Source organism: Mycobacterium sp. NGS68 (assembly GCF_059812195.1).
The window spans coordinates 189638-204066 of sequence record NZ_JCALCE010000009.1 but is presented as its reverse complement, the minus strand read 5'-3'; the positions used below and the strand labels follow the sequence as shown (position 1 = coordinate 204066).

The 14429-nt window shown below is 70.1% G+C and carries 12 protein-coding genes; 7 read left to right on the top strand and 5 right to left on the bottom strand.

Features of this window, described 5'->3' with window-relative positions:
• Nucleotides 1-64: 64 nt before the first annotated feature.
• On the top strand, nucleotides 65-1462 hold the full coding sequence (locus AC5Y5V_RS12840) for an acyl-CoA synthetase (RefSeq protein WP_499935295.1): 1398 nt from the start codon (nucleotides 65-67) through the stop codon (nucleotides 1460-1462).
• Between the two features lie 5 nt (nucleotides 1463-1467).
• Here AC5Y5V_RS12840 and AC5Y5V_RS12835 read toward each other — a convergent pair whose 3' ends face one another.
• On the bottom strand, nucleotides 1468-1692 hold the full coding sequence (locus AC5Y5V_RS12835) for a hypothetical protein (RefSeq protein WP_499935290.1): 225 nt from the start codon (nucleotides 1690-1692) through the stop codon (nucleotides 1468-1470).
• A 239-nt stretch (nucleotides 1693-1931) separates the two neighbouring features.
• Between AC5Y5V_RS12835 and AC5Y5V_RS12830 the strand changes: the two genes are divergently transcribed.
• A complete protein-coding gene (locus AC5Y5V_RS12830) occupies nucleotides 1932-3197 on the top strand; it encodes an MFS transporter (RefSeq protein WP_499935357.1) in 1266 nt (421 codons plus the stop codon).
• Nucleotides 3198-3424: 227 nt separating this feature from the next.
• On the opposite strand, the gene dapD is transcribed toward AC5Y5V_RS12830, so the two are convergent.
• Nucleotides 3425-4378 carry a 2,3,4,5-tetrahydropyridine-2,6-dicarboxylate N-succinyltransferase gene (gene dapD, locus AC5Y5V_RS12825; protein ID WP_499935355.1) on the bottom strand — a complete coding sequence of 318 codons (954 nt, stop codon included), beginning with the start codon at nucleotides 4376-4378 and terminating at the stop codon, nucleotides 3425-3427.
• 86 nt (nucleotides 4379-4464) lie between these two features.
• On the opposite strand from dapD, the gene dapE reads away from it, so the two are divergent.
• Nucleotides 4465-5529, top strand: coding sequence for a succinyl-diaminopimelate desuccinylase (gene dapE / locus AC5Y5V_RS12820; RefSeq protein WP_499935288.1), 1065 nt, complete (start codon nucleotides 4465-4467; stop codon nucleotides 5527-5529).
• 306 nt (nucleotides 5530-5835) lie between these two features.
• Here the strand turns inward: dapE and AC5Y5V_RS12815 are convergent, their stop codons facing one another.
• The 3 genes from AC5Y5V_RS12815 to AC5Y5V_RS12805 all read right to left on the bottom strand — a co-directional run bounded on the left by AC5Y5V_RS12815 (nucleotide 5836) and on the right by AC5Y5V_RS12805 (nucleotide 9978).
• The gene (locus AC5Y5V_RS12815) at nucleotides 5836-6165 is read right to left on the bottom strand and encodes a hypothetical protein (RefSeq protein WP_499935285.1); all 330 of its coding nucleotides are present in this window, start codon (nucleotides 6163-6165) and stop codon (nucleotides 5836-5838) included.
• 96 nt (nucleotides 6166-6261) lie between these two features.
• Complete coding sequence (locus AC5Y5V_RS12810) at nucleotides 6262-7749, bottom strand: cellulase family glycosylhydrolase (protein WP_499935282.1); 1488 nt, start codon at nucleotides 7747-7749, stop codon at nucleotides 6262-6264.
• Nucleotides 7750-7806: 57 nt separating this feature from the next.
• Nucleotides 7807-9978: an AAA family ATPase gene (locus tag AC5Y5V_RS12805; protein ID WP_499935279.1), complete on the bottom strand. Its 2172-nt coding sequence runs from the start codon at nucleotides 9976-9978 to the stop codon at nucleotides 7807-7809.
• A gap of 60 nt (nucleotides 9979-10038) precedes the next feature.
• On the opposite strand from AC5Y5V_RS12805, the gene log reads away from it, so the two are divergent.
• The 4 genes from log to AC5Y5V_RS12785 all read left to right on the top strand — a co-directional run bounded on the left by log (nucleotide 10039) and on the right by AC5Y5V_RS12785 (nucleotide 14405).
• Entirely contained in the window at nucleotides 10039-10608 is a 570-nt protein-coding gene (log, locus tag AC5Y5V_RS12800; protein WP_499935276.1) for a cytokinin riboside 5'-monophosphate phosphoribohydrolase, read from the top strand.
• A 16-nt stretch (nucleotides 10609-10624) separates the two neighbouring features.
• Complete coding sequence (gene fadD6, locus AC5Y5V_RS12795; protein ID WP_499935272.1) at nucleotides 10625-12406, top strand: long-chain-acyl-CoA synthetase FadD6; 1782 nt, start codon at nucleotides 10625-10627, stop codon at nucleotides 12404-12406.
• A gap of 224 nt (nucleotides 12407-12630) precedes the next feature.
• Nucleotides 12631-13455, top strand: coding sequence for a dihydropteroate synthase (gene folP, locus AC5Y5V_RS12790; RefSeq protein ID WP_499935353.1), 825 nt, complete (start codon nucleotides 12631-12633; stop codon nucleotides 13453-13455).
• Nucleotides 13452-14405, top strand: a complete 954-nt coding sequence (locus AC5Y5V_RS12785) for a glucosyl-3-phosphoglycerate synthase (RefSeq protein WP_499935268.1) — start codon at nucleotides 13452-13454, stop codon at nucleotides 14403-14405. Before folP ends, AC5Y5V_RS12785 begins: the two co-directional genes overlap by 4 nt.
• The last annotated feature ends 24 nt before the right edge of the window (nucleotides 14406-14429 follow it).

The following is a 14429-nucleotide window of genomic DNA, read 5'->3' as shown; positions in this document are numbered from 1 at the left end:
TCGGCGCCGAACGTGCGGCCAGCGTCACGTTGGACGCCATCGGCGCCCGGGTAGCCTCGCTCCCGTGCTGTTAGCCTCCCTGAACCCGGCGGCCGCCACCGACACCGGTGACGCGGTGAGCATCGACGGCGTCACGTTGAGCCGCAGCGACCTGGTCGGCGCCGCGACGTCGGTGGCCGAGCGGGTCGGCGGCGCGCAGCAGGTCGCCGTGCTGGCCACACCCACCGCGTCGACCGTGCTGGCGATCGTGGGCTGCCTGATCGCCGGCGTCCCCGTCGTCCCGGTGCCCGCCGACATCGGCGTCGCCGAACGCCGGCACATGCTCACCGACTCCGGCGCGCAGGCGTGGCTGGGGCCGGTACCCGAGCAAACGGACGGCCTGCCGCACATCCCGGTGCGGCTGCATGCCCGCTCCTGGCATCGCTATCCCGAGCCGTCGCCGGACGCCACCGCGATGGTGATCTATACGTCGGGCACCACCGGGCTGCCCAAGGGCGTGCAACTGAGCCGGCGCGCGATCGCCGCCGACCTCGACGCGCTGGCTGCGGCCTGGCAGTGGACGGCCGACGACGTGCTGGTGCACGGGCTGCCGCTGTTTCACGTGCACGGGCTGGTGCTGGGCCTGCTCGGGTCGCTGCGGGTGGGAAATCGCTTCGTGCACACCGGAAAACCGACGCCGGCCGGATACGCGGGTGCTGGCGGCTCGCTGTATTTCGGGGTGCCCACCGTGTGGTCGCGGGTGGTGGGCGACCGCGCGGCCGCCGAGGCGCTGCGGCCCGCGCGGCTGCTGGTGTCGGGCAGCGCGGCGTTGCCGGTGCCGGTGTTCGACGGGCTGGCCGAGCTCACCGGGCACCAGCCGGTCGAACGCTACGGCAGCACCGAGTCGCTGATCACGTTGTCCACCCGGGCCGACGGTGAGCGGCGTGCCGGGTGGGTGGGCCTGCCGCTGGCCGGCGTGCAAACCCGGCTGGTCGACGACGACGGCGCCCCGGTGCCGCACGACGGGGAAACCGTTGGGAAGCTTCAGGTTCGGGGCCCGACGCTGTTCGACGGCTACCTCAATCGTCCGGAGGCCACCGCCGACGCATTCGACGCGGACGGCTGGTATCGAACGGGAGACGTTGCGGTCGTCGACGCCGGCGGCATGCACCGGATCGTCGGGCGCGAGTCGGTGGACCTGATCAAGTCCGGCGGATACCGCATCGGCGCAGGGGAAATCGAGACCGCGCTGCTGGGGCATCCGGACGTCGACGAGGTGGCCGTCGTCGGGCTGCCCGACGAGGATCTGGGTCAGCGGATCGTCGCATTCGTCGTCGGATCCGCCGACCCAGACGGCCTAATCAACTATGTCGCACAACAGCTTTCGGTGCACAAGCGGCCGCGCGAGGTGCGCCTGGTCCAGGCGCTGCCGCGCAACGCGATGGGCAAGGTGCTCAAGAAGCAGCTGCTGAGCGACGGCTGAGCCCGTTACGGCGCCAGTGCCGAGACGGGGTGCGTGACCGACCAGACCGGGTGGGTGAGGTCGTCGGTGTAGTGGTAGATCGGGTGCGTCGGCGGCGGCTCGGGCCGCATCGGGGGCGCGACGGGCCCGCCCGGGGCCGCGTTGGCTATCGCCGGCCCGGCCGCCGCTCCGACCAGCGACAGGCCAACGGCGCAGAGCACTCCCGCCGACAAGGTACGAATCCTGGACATTTCCGGCTCCTTTCGTTCGAGTCTCATTTGTCATATCTGGTTGACAATTGCGACGGTAGGCCGGACGCCCAGATACTGTCAACCAAGGTTGTCAAATTGGCAACGAACGCGCAGGAATTTGCCAGGCTTCCGGACGGGCAAACCCGAGCGACCTCACCTAGCGTGGTGGTGTGCCGCTACAGCCCAGCCCGACAACCAGTGACTCCGCTGTGACGACCGTCGGCCATGCCGCCACGCCGATGAAGCGGGTGGCCGCCGCCTGCCTGGTCGGCAATGCCATCGAGTACTACGACTTCCTCATCTACGGCACCGCGGCGGCCCTGGTGTTCCCCGCGGTGTTCTTTCCACACCTCGGCCCGGGTGTCGCGGCGATCGCGTCGATGGGGACGTTCGCGACGGCGTTCTTGTCGCGGCCGCTCGGCGCGGCCGTCTTCGGATACTTCGGGGATCGGCTGGGTCGCAAGAAGACGCTGATCGCCACGCTGGCGATCATGGCCGTCGCGACCGTGGGCGTGGGCTTGGTGCCCAGCACCGGGGCGATCGGCGCGGCCGCGCCGCTGATCCTCGTCGCGCTGCGGCTGATGCAGGGATTCGCCGTCGGCGGCGAGTGGGCCGGCTCGGCATTGCTGAGCGCCGAGTACGCGCCGCCCGACAAACGCGGCCGCTACGGCATGTTCACCCTGATCGGTGGTGGAATCGGGGCGGTGCTGAGCAGCGGCACGTTTCTGGGCGTCAACCTGACCATCGGCGAGAGCAGCTCCGCGTTCCTGCAGTGGGGGTGGCGGGTGCCGTTCCTGCTCAGCGGGGTGATGATCGCGCTGGCGTTCTACGTGCGGCTCAGCATCGACGAGACCCCCGTGTTCGCCGAGGAAAAGGCCCGCAACCTGGTTCCCGACGCGCCGATCGCCGAGTTGCTGCGGCTGCAGCGCCGCGAGATCGCGCTGGCCGCGGGCAGCATCCTGGGCGCGCTGGGCTTCATCTACATGGCCAACACCTACCTCGCTATTTACGCGCACTCCCACCTGGGGTATTCGCGTAACTTCATCTGGTCCGTCGGCGCTTTGGGCGGCGTCGCGAGCATGACGTTCATGTCGCTGTCCGCGTTTCTGTGCGACCGCGTGGGACGCCGGCGCATGATGCTCGTCGGCTGGACCGGCTGCCTGGCGTGGGCATTCGCGGTGATGCCGCTGCTGAACACCGGCAAGCCGCTGCTGTACGCGGTCGCGATCGTCGGCATGTGCGGCGTCGCGGCGATCGGCTGCGGACCGACGGCCGCGTTCATCCCCGAGCTGTTCGCCACCCGCTACCGCTACAGCGGAACGGCGCTGGCGCAGAACTTCGCGGGGATCGTCGGCAGCGCGATGCCGCCGCTGATCGCCGGAACGCTGCTGGCGACCTACGGCAGTTGGGCGATCGGCCTGATGCTCGCGACCCTCTCGGCGGCCAGCCTGGTGTGCACGTATCTGTTGCCGGAGACGAACGGGACCGCGCTGCGCCCGCGCTAGTCTTGGGCACTTTCGCTTTTTTGGCCCGCCGAACGTGAACTGGTTGCGAAACAACGGCCGTGATTTCGCAGGGAATTCACTCTCGGCGAGTACACACCCGTGGCGGGTAGAAGCTGCGCTGGCCCGGCGCCTCGCGTCCCGCGAGGGCGCTCAAATTTGCCGGAAATTACGGGTGAGGCCTCGAATTTGGGGACTCTCGCCGCGACGCCGCGTGGTCCGCGCTCGCGCTAGTTGGCGTGCAGGTCCTCGTTGAGCGCGATGCCCTGACCGTCGCGGGCCACCACCTCGACCGCCCCGGTCAGCGAATTGCGCCGGAACAGCAGGTTGTTGCCGCCGGAGAGGTCGCGGGCCTTGGCGGATTTGCCGTCGGGCATGGTGACTTTGGTGCCCGCGGTGACGTAGAGGCCGGCCTCGACGACGCAGTCGTCGCCCAGCGAGATGCCGATGCCGGCGTTGGCGCCGAGCAGGCAGCGCTTGCCGATAGAGATGACCTGCTCGCCGCCGCCGGACAGCGTGCCCATGATCGATGCGCCGCCGCCGACGTCGGAGCCGTCACCCACGACCACGCCCGCCGAGATGCGGCCCTCGACCATCGACGCGCCCAGCGTGCCGGCGTTGAAGTTGACGAAGCCCTCGTGCATCACGGTGGTGCCCGGCGCCAGGTGCGCGCCCAGGCGCACCCGGTCGGCGTCGGCGATGCGCACCCCGGTGGGCAGGACGTAGTCGACCATGCGCGGGAACTTGTCGACGCCGTATACGGTCACCGGTCCGTTGCGGCGCAGCCGGGCGCGGGTGGCTTCGAAGCCGTCGACCGCGCAGGGGCCGTGATTAGTCCACACCACATTGGTCAATACCCCGAACAAGCCGCCGGCGTTCAGCCCGTGCGGCGCCACCAACCGGTGCGAGAGCAGATGTAACCGCAGGTAGGCGTCGTGCGCGTCGGCGGCGACGTCGTCGAGCGAGCCGATGACCGTGCGGACCGCGATGACCTCGGTGTTGCGGTCGTCGTCGCGGCCGATCAGGCCGGCCAGCTCGGCGGGGACGTCGGAAACCGCCAGCCGCGTGGTAGCGCTGGTGTCTGAGTCGGTGAGTTCCGGTGCGGGGAACCACGTGTCGAGGATCGATCCGTCGGAGGCGAGCGTCGCCAGTCCGATACCTGCAGCTCCAGTCACGGCGGTCAGGTTACTTTCCCCGCCGAGCAGACACAAAAGCCCCCTGTTTCGGCCCAGAATGGGCGCTTTTGCGTCTGCTCGGCATACTTGGTGCCGTGCTGGATTTGCGTGGGGACCCCGTTGCGCTGACCGCGGCGCTCGTCGACATCCCCAGCGAATCGCGCGACGAGGAGCGTATCGCCGACGAGGTGGAGGCCGCGCTGCGCGCCCAGGCGCCGGGCTTCGAGATCATCCGCAACGGCAATGCCGTGCTGGCGCGCACGTCGCTGGGACGGCCGACGCGCGTGCTGCTCGCCGGACACCTGGACACCGTGCCGATCGCCGACAACCTGCCCAGTCGCATCGAAGACGGCGAAATGCACGGTTGCGGTACCGCGGACATGAAATCCGGCGACGCGGTCTTCCTCCATCTGGCCGCCACCGTCGCCGAACCCGTGCACGACCTGACGCTGGTGTTCTACGACTGCGAGGAAATCGAATCCGCGGCAAACGGTTTGGGCCGCATCGAGCGCGAGCTGCCGGACTGGCTCAGCGCCGACGTGGCGATCCTGGGCGAGCCCACCGCCGGCTACATCGAGGCCGGCTGCCAGGGCACGCTGCGGGTGTTGTTGAGCGCGACCGGCACTCGCGCGCACTCGGCGCGGTCATGGTTGGGCGACAACGCGATTCACAAGCTGGGCGCCGTGCTGGACCGGCTGGCGGGCTACTCGCCGCGCAGCGTGGACATCGACGGCTGCATCTACCGCGAGGGTTTGTCGGCCGTGCGGATCGACGGCGGGGTGGCCGGCAACGTGATCCCCGACGCGGCGTCGGTGACCGTGAACTTCCGCTTCGCGCCCGACCGCTCGCCCGACGCCGCATTGCGGCACGTGCACGACGTGTTCGACGGGTTGGACGTGCGGATCGAGCTGACCGATTCCGCGGCGGGCGCGCTGCCCGGCCTGTCCCGGCCGGCGGCCGGGGCGCTGGTGGATGCCGCCGGTGGGCAGGTCCGCGCGAAGTACGGCTGGACCGACGTGTCCCGGTTCGCCGCGCTGGGGATACCGGCCGTCAACTACGGCCCCGGCGACCCCAACCTGGCGCACAAGCGCGACGAGCGGGTGCCGGTGGCCAACATCACCGCGGCCGTGGCGATGCTGCGCGGATACCTGAGCCGGTAGGGCCTGCCCGCTGCGCCGAACGTGAACTGGCTGCGACAAAACCGCGGTGATTTCGCAGGGAATTCACGCTCGGCGGGCTGAAAGCCTTGTGCCGACTTTCTTGTGACGCCTGGGACTTGTGAGACCAACGCGGCGCCGCGGCGACAGTCCCCAAATTCGAGGCCACACCCGCAATTTCAGGCAAATTTGAGCGCCCTCGCCGGGCAAGCGACGGCCCGGGCCGCCGCGAGGGTGCACAAAATGCCAGTCAGGCCGGCGTGTCGCCGTACAACCGCGCACGGACACGGGCACGCGACGGGAGTAGCTCTAGGGGCTAGGTTCCGCCGGCGGTTCGGTGGTGGGACTCGATGTGGAGGGAGCATTCGGCGGGTCGGTGGGCAGCTTCGGCGGCTTCGGTGAATTGGGCGCGGGCGAGTTGGTCGCCGGCGAATTGGGGCAGGGACCCGCGTGCACGGGGCCGGTGATGACCTCGCCCGGCTTGGGCATGTAGCCCTCCGGGGGGATGTAGAACGGGACCCCGTTCAAGCGGGCGCACACCCCTCCGTCGGGACCGGCGCTCACGACCGGCGACACGGCCAGCACCGTGCCCGCGGCGGCTGCCAATACCAGTGCTGCGGCTTTCCCCTGCTTGCGCATAGCGTTCCCCCAATATCCACCAGACGGCGTGCGTCAGCTACATGATTGCTGGTGTTCCCTAGTCCCAGCAAGGGGAAACAAGTTGATTTGCTCGGCTCAGGGCGTGACGGTGACGTCGACGGTGTCCGCGCCGGCGTTCGCCGCGACGGTCAGCAGGGGCGCGTTGGGCGCCGAGACCACCTGCCCGCCCTGCACCGTCACGTGATACCCGCTGGGATACTCGACGGCCGGGGTCGAGATGACGGTCGGCGAGCCCGGGGCGAAGCTGCCCCGGCCGTCGACCCGTCGGGTCGAGTAGGACAGCTTGAAGGTGCCCGACGAGAACGACCATTGGCTCGGTGTGCCCGCCACCAGTTGCGGGTACGGCGCGGCGAGCACCGCGAGCTTGGGCATGTTGACGTTGCTGCCGGTGGGCGGCTGGCTGGGGTCGAACACCAGCGCCTGGTCGTTGGGCGACGAGCTGGTCTTGTCGTGGCCGGTGTAGGCCCACTCCAGCCAGCCTGTGCGGTCCTCGTCGGCCCGGCGCAACACCCCCGCGAGGTTCGCCAGATCGTTGGTCGCACCGAACTCGGTCAACAGTGCGGGTATTTGACGAAAGCCCGTGTAGGTCTTGGCGTTGTTGAAGACGGCGCGGTCCTGCTGGCTGCAGGTGACGTTCTTCTGCAACACCGTCAGCAGCGCGCAGTAGTCGTGAAAGGAGAAGGCCACGTTGGCGTCCCGCACCGTTCCGACGTCGGTGTGGATCACCTGGCTGAACAACACGTTCGGCTCGTAGAACACCAGCGTGGTGGGGTCGGTGGTGCGAATGGCCGTGACCACCCGGTTGTAGAGCCAGCGCAGCTTGGCGTCGTTGAGGACGCAACCCACGACGGGGTTGGCGCACGGCTCCCACACCAGGCCCGTCCACGGCTCGTTAAGGATCTCGTAGCCGAAAACGCCCGGCTTGCCCTGGAAATAGGCCGCGACGTGCGCCCAGGTCTGGGCCAGGTGGTCCTGCAGTCCGACGCCGTCCGGGCCAGGGGCGTTGCGCCACAGCGAATTCCAGGCGAAATCCTGGGCGGGGTTGGCGAAATAGTTGGCCGGAAAGCCCAATTGGGGATTGGGCAGGCCGCCGGTCTGCACGGCCCAGGCCGGAGCGCCCTCGCCCTGGAACGCCTCGTTGAACAGGTCCTGATGGAAGTCCAGCAGGCTGAGCACACCGTGTGACGCCAGCGTCTGCACGGTTTGCGCGACCGAGGCGAGGTAGTTGTCGTCGTAGCTGCCCGGCTGCGGTTCGACGGCGGCCCAGATGACACCCACCCGCATCGCGTTAAAGCCGTTGGCGGCAAGGAATGCGGCGTCGTCGTCGCCGAATCCGTCGGCGGAGGGCTCGTATGGCGGCACCTTGTACACCTGGTTGAGGCCATGCAGCACCACCACGCGCCCGTCGGCGTCGGTCATCCACGTCCCGAAGTGCCCGATCGGCAGTGTCGGCGCGGTGGCCGCCGTCAGCCGCATCCGTGGGGCTGCGACCGCGGTATTCAGCGCCGCAAGCAGCAGGCATGCCGCGACGAGGCAGGCCGCGCGGAAGGGGCGGATACGCATCACTTTTGGAAACAGTGAGGCGTGCTGGTCACTTTGCCAGCACGGCGCGGTTACGGTTTAGCGGCTAGCCACCCGCTGCGCCTGGGCAGCGGCATCGGCGGCGGCCGCGTGCATTCCGGCCGCCGCCAGCTCGTCGGCGGCCGAGCGCAGCCCCGCGCCGTCGCCGGCGGTCAGCGCACGCGCGTGCGCGAGGGCAATATGTCCTACGGCGCAATCGATCTCGGCGGCAAGGCGGGAAAGCGGGTCGACGGCGCGGGCGTCGCCGAGGCGAGCCGCGTCGTGCCAGGCGCTCAGCGCCACCGCCGACTGCCCGGCCCGCTCCGCCGTGCGGGCCGCCTCGCGCGCCGCGCTGATCGCGCCCGTGATGTCGCGGGCCGTCGCACGCGTCCACGCCCGCGCCAACCCGAGTTCGGGTGCGAACAACGCCGACTTGGTCCCGTGCCGGGTTTCCGCGCGACGCAACGCCTTTGCCGACGCGGGGATGTCGCCCTGCTGCGCCAGGGCGGTCGCGAGCAGCATCAGCGACAGCGGGCCCCAGGAGTAGCCGGTGCGTTCCAGCGTCGCGGCCGCCGGCTCCAGTATCGAAGCGGCCGCGGCGAATTCGCCGCTCACGATCAACACGTGCGCCAACAGCACCTCGCCGACGGCCCGGCCGGGCTGCTGCAGCTCGGCGAAGTCGGTGAATCGCTGAGCCAGGGTCTGGGCGGCCGCGACCTCGCCGGCCATCAGCAGCGCCGTGATCTGGCCCAGGCCGACGGTGAACCGCAGCAGCCCGGGATGCTCGGCCGTCGACGCCAGCTCGGCGAGCCGCTCGACGTCACCGAGGCGGCCCATCCGCGCCGAACACAGCGTGCCCGCGCTGGCCGCCCAGGCGACGGCCGTGTCCCCGGCGGGTGGCCCCGCCAGCACCTCGGCGCTTAACGTGATGGCGCGCTTGAGGTTTCCGGCATTCATGGCGAACGTCGCGGTCAGCGCGTCCAGGGTGGCGCGCGCGGCCGGATCGGCGACCCGGTTGCGGGTGGTCTGCAGGAACGCCGTGGCCCGCTCGGGCTCGCTGAGCATCCAGAATTGGTTCGCCGCACGCGGTACGGCCCACGACATCAGCTCGGTCTCCGACAGGCCGGCGGGATCGACCTCGCCGAGCACGGCCCCGGCCTCGCGTCCGCGGCCCTGCCAGCTCAGCGCGTACGCCAGCGGCAGCCGGGCGGCCAAACAGCCGGACCGGTCCTCGGACCGGTCCTCGGATCGGTCCAGTGCCGCCCAGCCGAATCGCTCGGCAAGCGCCATGTCGCCCAGCCGTAGCGCCTGTTGCTCCGCCTCGATCACCTCCGGCACCGGTTGCGGGGCGTCGCTGTCGAGGGCCAGCGAAGCCAGCCGCAGCCGGTCACTGAGGTGTTCCCATGGCCGCTGCGCGTGCAGCCTGACCAGATCGGTGCGGCGCCGGCGGGCGCCGTCGCGGCCCAACGCGGCCAGCGCTCGTTCGGCAAACAGCGGGTGCGCGGTGTACACCATGGGCTCGTCCGCCCGTCCGCCCGGCACCCGGCTTTCCGCCGCGCCCCAGTCTTCGGCCTGCCCCACGGCGCCGTCACCGGCGAGGACGGCGAGATCCGCGACCGACAGCGGCTCGGCAACGGCCAGATAGTCCAGCACCGACCGCGCCGGCCCCGGCAGCTCGGCGAGGAACTCGTCGACCTGGGCCGGCCCGGCGGGCCCCGTCGGCCCGGACGCCTCCGTCGGCGCCTCGAGGTCGATCCGTTCCAGCAGGCCGTCGGTCCACAGCGCCGCGATGGCGTCCGGTGCCGCGTCAGCGCGGGCGCTGACGATCATCCGCGCGGCGCCGGCCAGCGCAAGCTGGTACACCAGGGTGGCCGAAAGGATGTCGAGGCAGTGCGCGTCGTCGACGACGAGCAGCAGGTCGCCCTCGCGGCCGTCCCGGACCAGGGACGCGCGGGCCGCCCGCAGCAGCGCGGCCGGCTTGCCGATGTCGGCGATCTCCACGAGATGGCTGAAGGCCCCGAACGGGACCACGCGCTCGGTCGGTGTGCCGGTGACCCAGCGGGTGATGGTGGCCGGGCGCTCGGCGGTGACGTGTTCGGCGGCCAACCGGGCCAGCGTGGATTTGCCCACGCCGTCGGGGCCGAGCAGCACCGCGCCGCCCTCGCGTTGCAGGCTGAGCTTCAGCCGCTCGAGGGCGGCTGCGTGTTCCGGAACGTTCCACCGAATCGGCACCTACCGAATTTTATGTACCAGCGTCGCGAGTTGACCAGCGTGGTTTACCCTTTGGCAAATATGCGCCCTAACCGCGATCCGGCCGCCGAGTGGGCGGTTTGTGTGTTCTGTGCGGCCACGCCGACGCATCCCCGGTTGCTCGAACTCGCCGCCGACCTCGGCGAGGCGATCGCGGATCGGGGCTGGACGCTGGTGTGGGGCGGCGGTCGCGTCTCCGCGATGGGCGCGGTGGCCAGCGCCGCCCGCGCGCGGGGTGGCCGGACCGTCGGCGTGATCCCGCAGACGCTGATGCGGCGCGAGATCGCGGACACCAACGCCGACGAGCTGATCGTCACCGACACGATGAGCGAACGTAAGCAGATCATGGAGGACCGCTCCGACGCGTTCATCACGCTGCCGGGTGGCATCGGGACCATGGACGAACTGTTCGACGTGTGGACGGCGAGCGTACTGGGCATGCACGACAAGCCGATCGTGATGCTGGATCCCTGGGGCCACTATCGGGACCTGTGGGTCTGGTTGAGCGGGCTGCTGGACGAGAACTACATCTCACAGCTCGCGATGGACCGGTTGGTGCTGGTCGATAAGGTGAGTGCCGCAATCAAGGAGTGCGAGCCCGACGGGTCATAAGGAATCGAGGGATCACGTGTCCGATCATGACGGGGGCGCTCGCAGCGCGATCAAGCTCACCGACATCGCCGTCCGGGTGCCTGCCGTGCTGGCCGACCTGCCCGTGATCTTGCGCGGTGTGGTGACCGGGCTGGCCCAGCCGAATGCCAAGAAGTCGATCGGCTCGGTGTTCCAGGAGCGCGCGGCGCGCTTCAGCGACCGTGTCTTCCTCCGGTTCGGCGACCAGCAGATCACCTACCGCGAGGCCAACGCGACCGCCAACCGGTATGCGGCGGTGCTGGCCGCGCGCGGGGTCGGCCACGGCGACGTCGTCGCCGTCATGCTGCGCAACTCGCCCAACGCCGTGCTGACGATGCTGGCCGCCGTCAAGTGCGGTGCCGTCGCCGGGATGATCAACTACCACCAGCGCGGCGAGGTGCTGGCCCACAGCATGGGCCTGCTGGACGCCAAGGTGCTGGTCGCCGAGACCGACCTGATCAGCGCCGTCACCGAGTCCGGGGGCGCGGGCGCCACCGAGGCGCTGACCATCGAGGATCTGGAGCGGTTCGCGGTCAGCGCGCCCGCCACCAACCCCGCGTCGGTGTCGGCGGTGCGGGCCAAGGACACCGCGTTCTATATCTTCACCTCGGGCACCACCGGCTTCCCCAAGGCCAGCGTGATGACGCACCGGCGGTGGCTGTCCGCGCTGGCCGGCTTCGGCGGGCTGGGGCTGCGGTTGCGCGGCTCCGACACGCTGTACAGCTGCCTACCGCTGTACCACAACAACGCGCTGACGGTCGCGGTGTCGTCGGTGGTCAACTCCGGCGCGACGCTGGCGCTGGGCAAGTCGTTCTCGGCCTCCCGGTTCTGGGACGAGGTGATCGCCAGCGAGGCCACGGCGTTCATCTACATCGGCGAGCTGTGCCGGTACCTGCTCAACCAGCCGACGAAGCCGACCGACCGCAGGCACAGGGTGCGGGTGATCGGCGGTAACGGGTTGCGGCCCGAGATCTGGGACGAGTTCACCGAGCGGTTCGGCATCAAGCGGGTCTGCGAGTTCTACGCCGCCAGCGAAGGCACCACCGCCTTCGTCAACATCTTCAACCTGCCCAGGACCACGGGGATCTCGCCGACGCCGCTGGCCTACGTGGAGTACGACCCGGACACCGGCGCGCCGCTGCGCGACTCCGGCGGGCGGGTGCGCCGGGTGCCCCCCGGCCAGCCGGGTCTGGCGCTCAGCGCGGTCAACCGGTTGCAGCCGTTCGACGGCTACACCGACAAGGCGTCCAGCGAGAAGAAGCTGGTGCGCGACGCCTTCAAGGAGGGCGACTGCTGGTTCAATACCGGTGACGTGCTGCGCCCGCAGGGTTTTGGGCACGCCGCGTTCGTCGACCGGCTCGGCGACACGTTCCGCTGGAAGGGCGAGAACGTCGCCACCACCCAGGTGGAGGCGGCGGTGGCGACCGACCCGGCCGTCGAGGAGTGCACGGTCTACGGCGTCGAGATTCCGCGCACCGGCGGCCGTGCCGGGATGGCCGCGGTCAAGCTGCGCGACGGTGCCGAATTCGACGGCCACGCCCTGGCCCGCGCGGTGTATGACCAGCTGCCCGCGTATGCGTTGCCGCTGTTCGTGCGCGTGGCGCATTCGCTGGAGCACACGTCGACGTTCAAGAGCCGCAAGGTGGAGCTGCGCAATCAGGCCTACGGCGACGACGTCGAGGATCCGCTGTATGTGCTGTCCGGGCGCGCGGAGGGATACGTGCCGTTCTACGGCGAATTCCCCGAGGAAGTGGCGGCGGGTAAGCGCCCGCAGGGGTAGCTTTCGCGGGTCGGGCCGCTTCGGGGCCGCTTCGGGGCCGCTTCGGGGCCGCTTGGGCCCCGGCGAGCGTCGGGTTAAGACACGCTCCCGGCGATTTTGCGTGACACAACCCGACACTCGTCGAATGCGGCGATCGCCGGGGCACCAGGCACTATGGAGGCGTGCAGTCAACCGTGCAGTCGACTCTGTGCGGCCGCCCGGTCGCCGCGGATCGCGCGCTGATCATGGCGATCGTCAACCGCACCCCGGACTCGTTCTACGACCGGGGTGTGCACTTCAGCGACGATGCGGCCAGGTCCGCAGCGCACCGGGCCGTCGCCGACGGCGCCGACGTCATCGATGTCGGCGGCGTCAAAGCGGGCCCGGGCCAAGACGTCGACGCGGCGACCGAGCTCGCCCGCCTCATTCCCTACATCGAATGGCTCCGCGGCGCGTACCCCGACCTGCTGATCAGCGTCGACACCTGGCGCGCGGGCGTGGCCCGCGCGGCGTGCGCGGCGGGCGCCGACATCATCAACGACACCTGGGCCGGCATCGACCCGGCGCTGCCTGAGGTGGCCGCAGAGTTCGGCGCCGGGCTGGTGTGTTCGCACACCGGCGGTGCGCAGCCGCGCACACGACCGTTCCGGGTGAGCTACGGTACGACTACCCGCGGTGTCGTGGACGACGTGATTCGCCAGGTCACCGAAGCCGCCGAGCGGGCGGTCGCGGCCGGCGTAGCCCGCGATCGGGTACTGATCGACCCGACGCACGACTTCGGCAAGAACACCTTCCACAGCTTGCTGCTGTTGCGCCACGTGGCCGATCTTGTTAAGACCGGATGGCCCGTGCTGATGGCTTTGAGTAATAAGGACTTCGTCGGGGAGACTCTGGGCGTGGAATTGACCGAACGGCTCGAGGGAACGTTGGCGGCCACCGCGCTGGCGGCGGCCGCGGGCGCCCGGATGTTTCGGGTACACGAGGTCGCCGCGACCAGGCAGGTGCTGGAGATGGTGGCCTCGATCCAGGGGACGCGCCCGCCGACGCGCACGGTGAGGGGACTCGCATGACTGCATCCGAGCTGGTCGGCGAGTTCACCAGCGACGGCAGCCCGGCGGACAGCTGGCTGGCGCAGCGCAGCTGGAACCGACCCGGCTGGACCGTCGGCGAATTGGTGGCGGCCAAGGCGGGCCGAACCATCTCGGTGGTGCTGCCCGCCCTCAACGAGGAACAGACCATCGAATCGGTGATCGACAGCATCTCGCCGCTGGTGAACGGGCTGGTCGACGAGCTGATCGTGCTGGACTCCGGCTCCACCGACGACACCGAGATCCGCGCGATCGCCGCGGGCGCCCGCGTGGTCAGCCGGGAGCAGGCGCTGCCCGAGGTCCCGACGCGGCCCGGCAAGGGTGAGGCGTTGTGGCGCTCACTGGCGGCCACCAGCGGCGACATCGTCGTGTTCGTCGACTCCGACCTGATCAATCCGCACCCCATGTTCGTGCCGTGGCTGGTCGGCCCGCTGTTGACTGGTGACGGCATTCACCTGGTCAAGGGCTTCTATCGACGGCCGCTTCAGGGCGAGGGCGCCACGGGCGGGGGGCGGGTCACCGAGCTGGTGGCCCGGCCGCTGTTGGCCGCGCTGCGGCCCGAGCTGGGCTGCGTGGCCCAGCCGTTGGGCGGCGAGTACGCGGCCAGCCGCGAGCTGCTGACGTCGTTGCCGTTCGCGCCGGGCTACGGCGTGGAGATCGGCCTGCTTGTGGACACCTTCGACCGGCTGGGCCTGGACGCGATCGCGCAGGTCAACCTGGGAGTGCGGGCGCACCGGAATCGGCCGCTGACCGAGCTGGGCGGGATGAGCCGGCAGGTGATCGCCACGCTGTTCGCGCGCTGCGGGATCCCCGACTCCGGGGCCGGGCTGACGCAGTTCTTCGCCGGTCCCGACGATTTCGGCTACACGGCGCAGACGGCGCCGGTGTCGCTGCTGGACCGGCCGCCGATGAACGTGTTGCGGCCCCGCTAGTCGGCGGGTTGTCGGTGCTCTAAG

Bases quoted from the DNA above. Each gene is read 5' to 3' on its own strand.
- AC5Y5V_RS12835 (WP_499935290.1), bottom strand. From the start codon at position 1,692: ATGTCCAGGATTCGTACCTTGTCGGCGGGAGTGCTCTGCGCCGTTGGC.
- AC5Y5V_RS12830 (WP_499935357.1), top strand. From the start codon at position 1,932: ATGAAGCGGGTGGCCGCCGCCTGCCTGGTCGGCAATGCCATCGAGTAC.
- AC5Y5V_RS12815 (WP_499935285.1), bottom strand. From the start codon at position 6,165: ATGCGCAAGCAGGGGAAAGCCGCAGCACTGGTATTGGCAGCCGCCGCG.
- AC5Y5V_RS12810 (WP_499935282.1), bottom strand. From the start codon at position 7,749: ATGCGTATCCGCCCCTTCCGCGCGGCCTGCCTCGTCGCGGCATGCCTG.
- log (WP_499935276.1), top strand. From the start codon at position 10,039: ATGCGCCCTAACCGCGATCCGGCCGCCGAGTGGGCGGTTTGTGTGTTC.
- folP (WP_499935353.1), top strand. From the start codon at position 12,631: ATGGCGATCGTCAACCGCACCCCGGACTCGTTCTACGACCGGGGTGTG.
- AC5Y5V_RS12785 (WP_499935268.1), top strand. From the start codon at position 13,452: ATGACTGCATCCGAGCTGGTCGGCGAGTTCACCAGCGACGGCAGCCCG.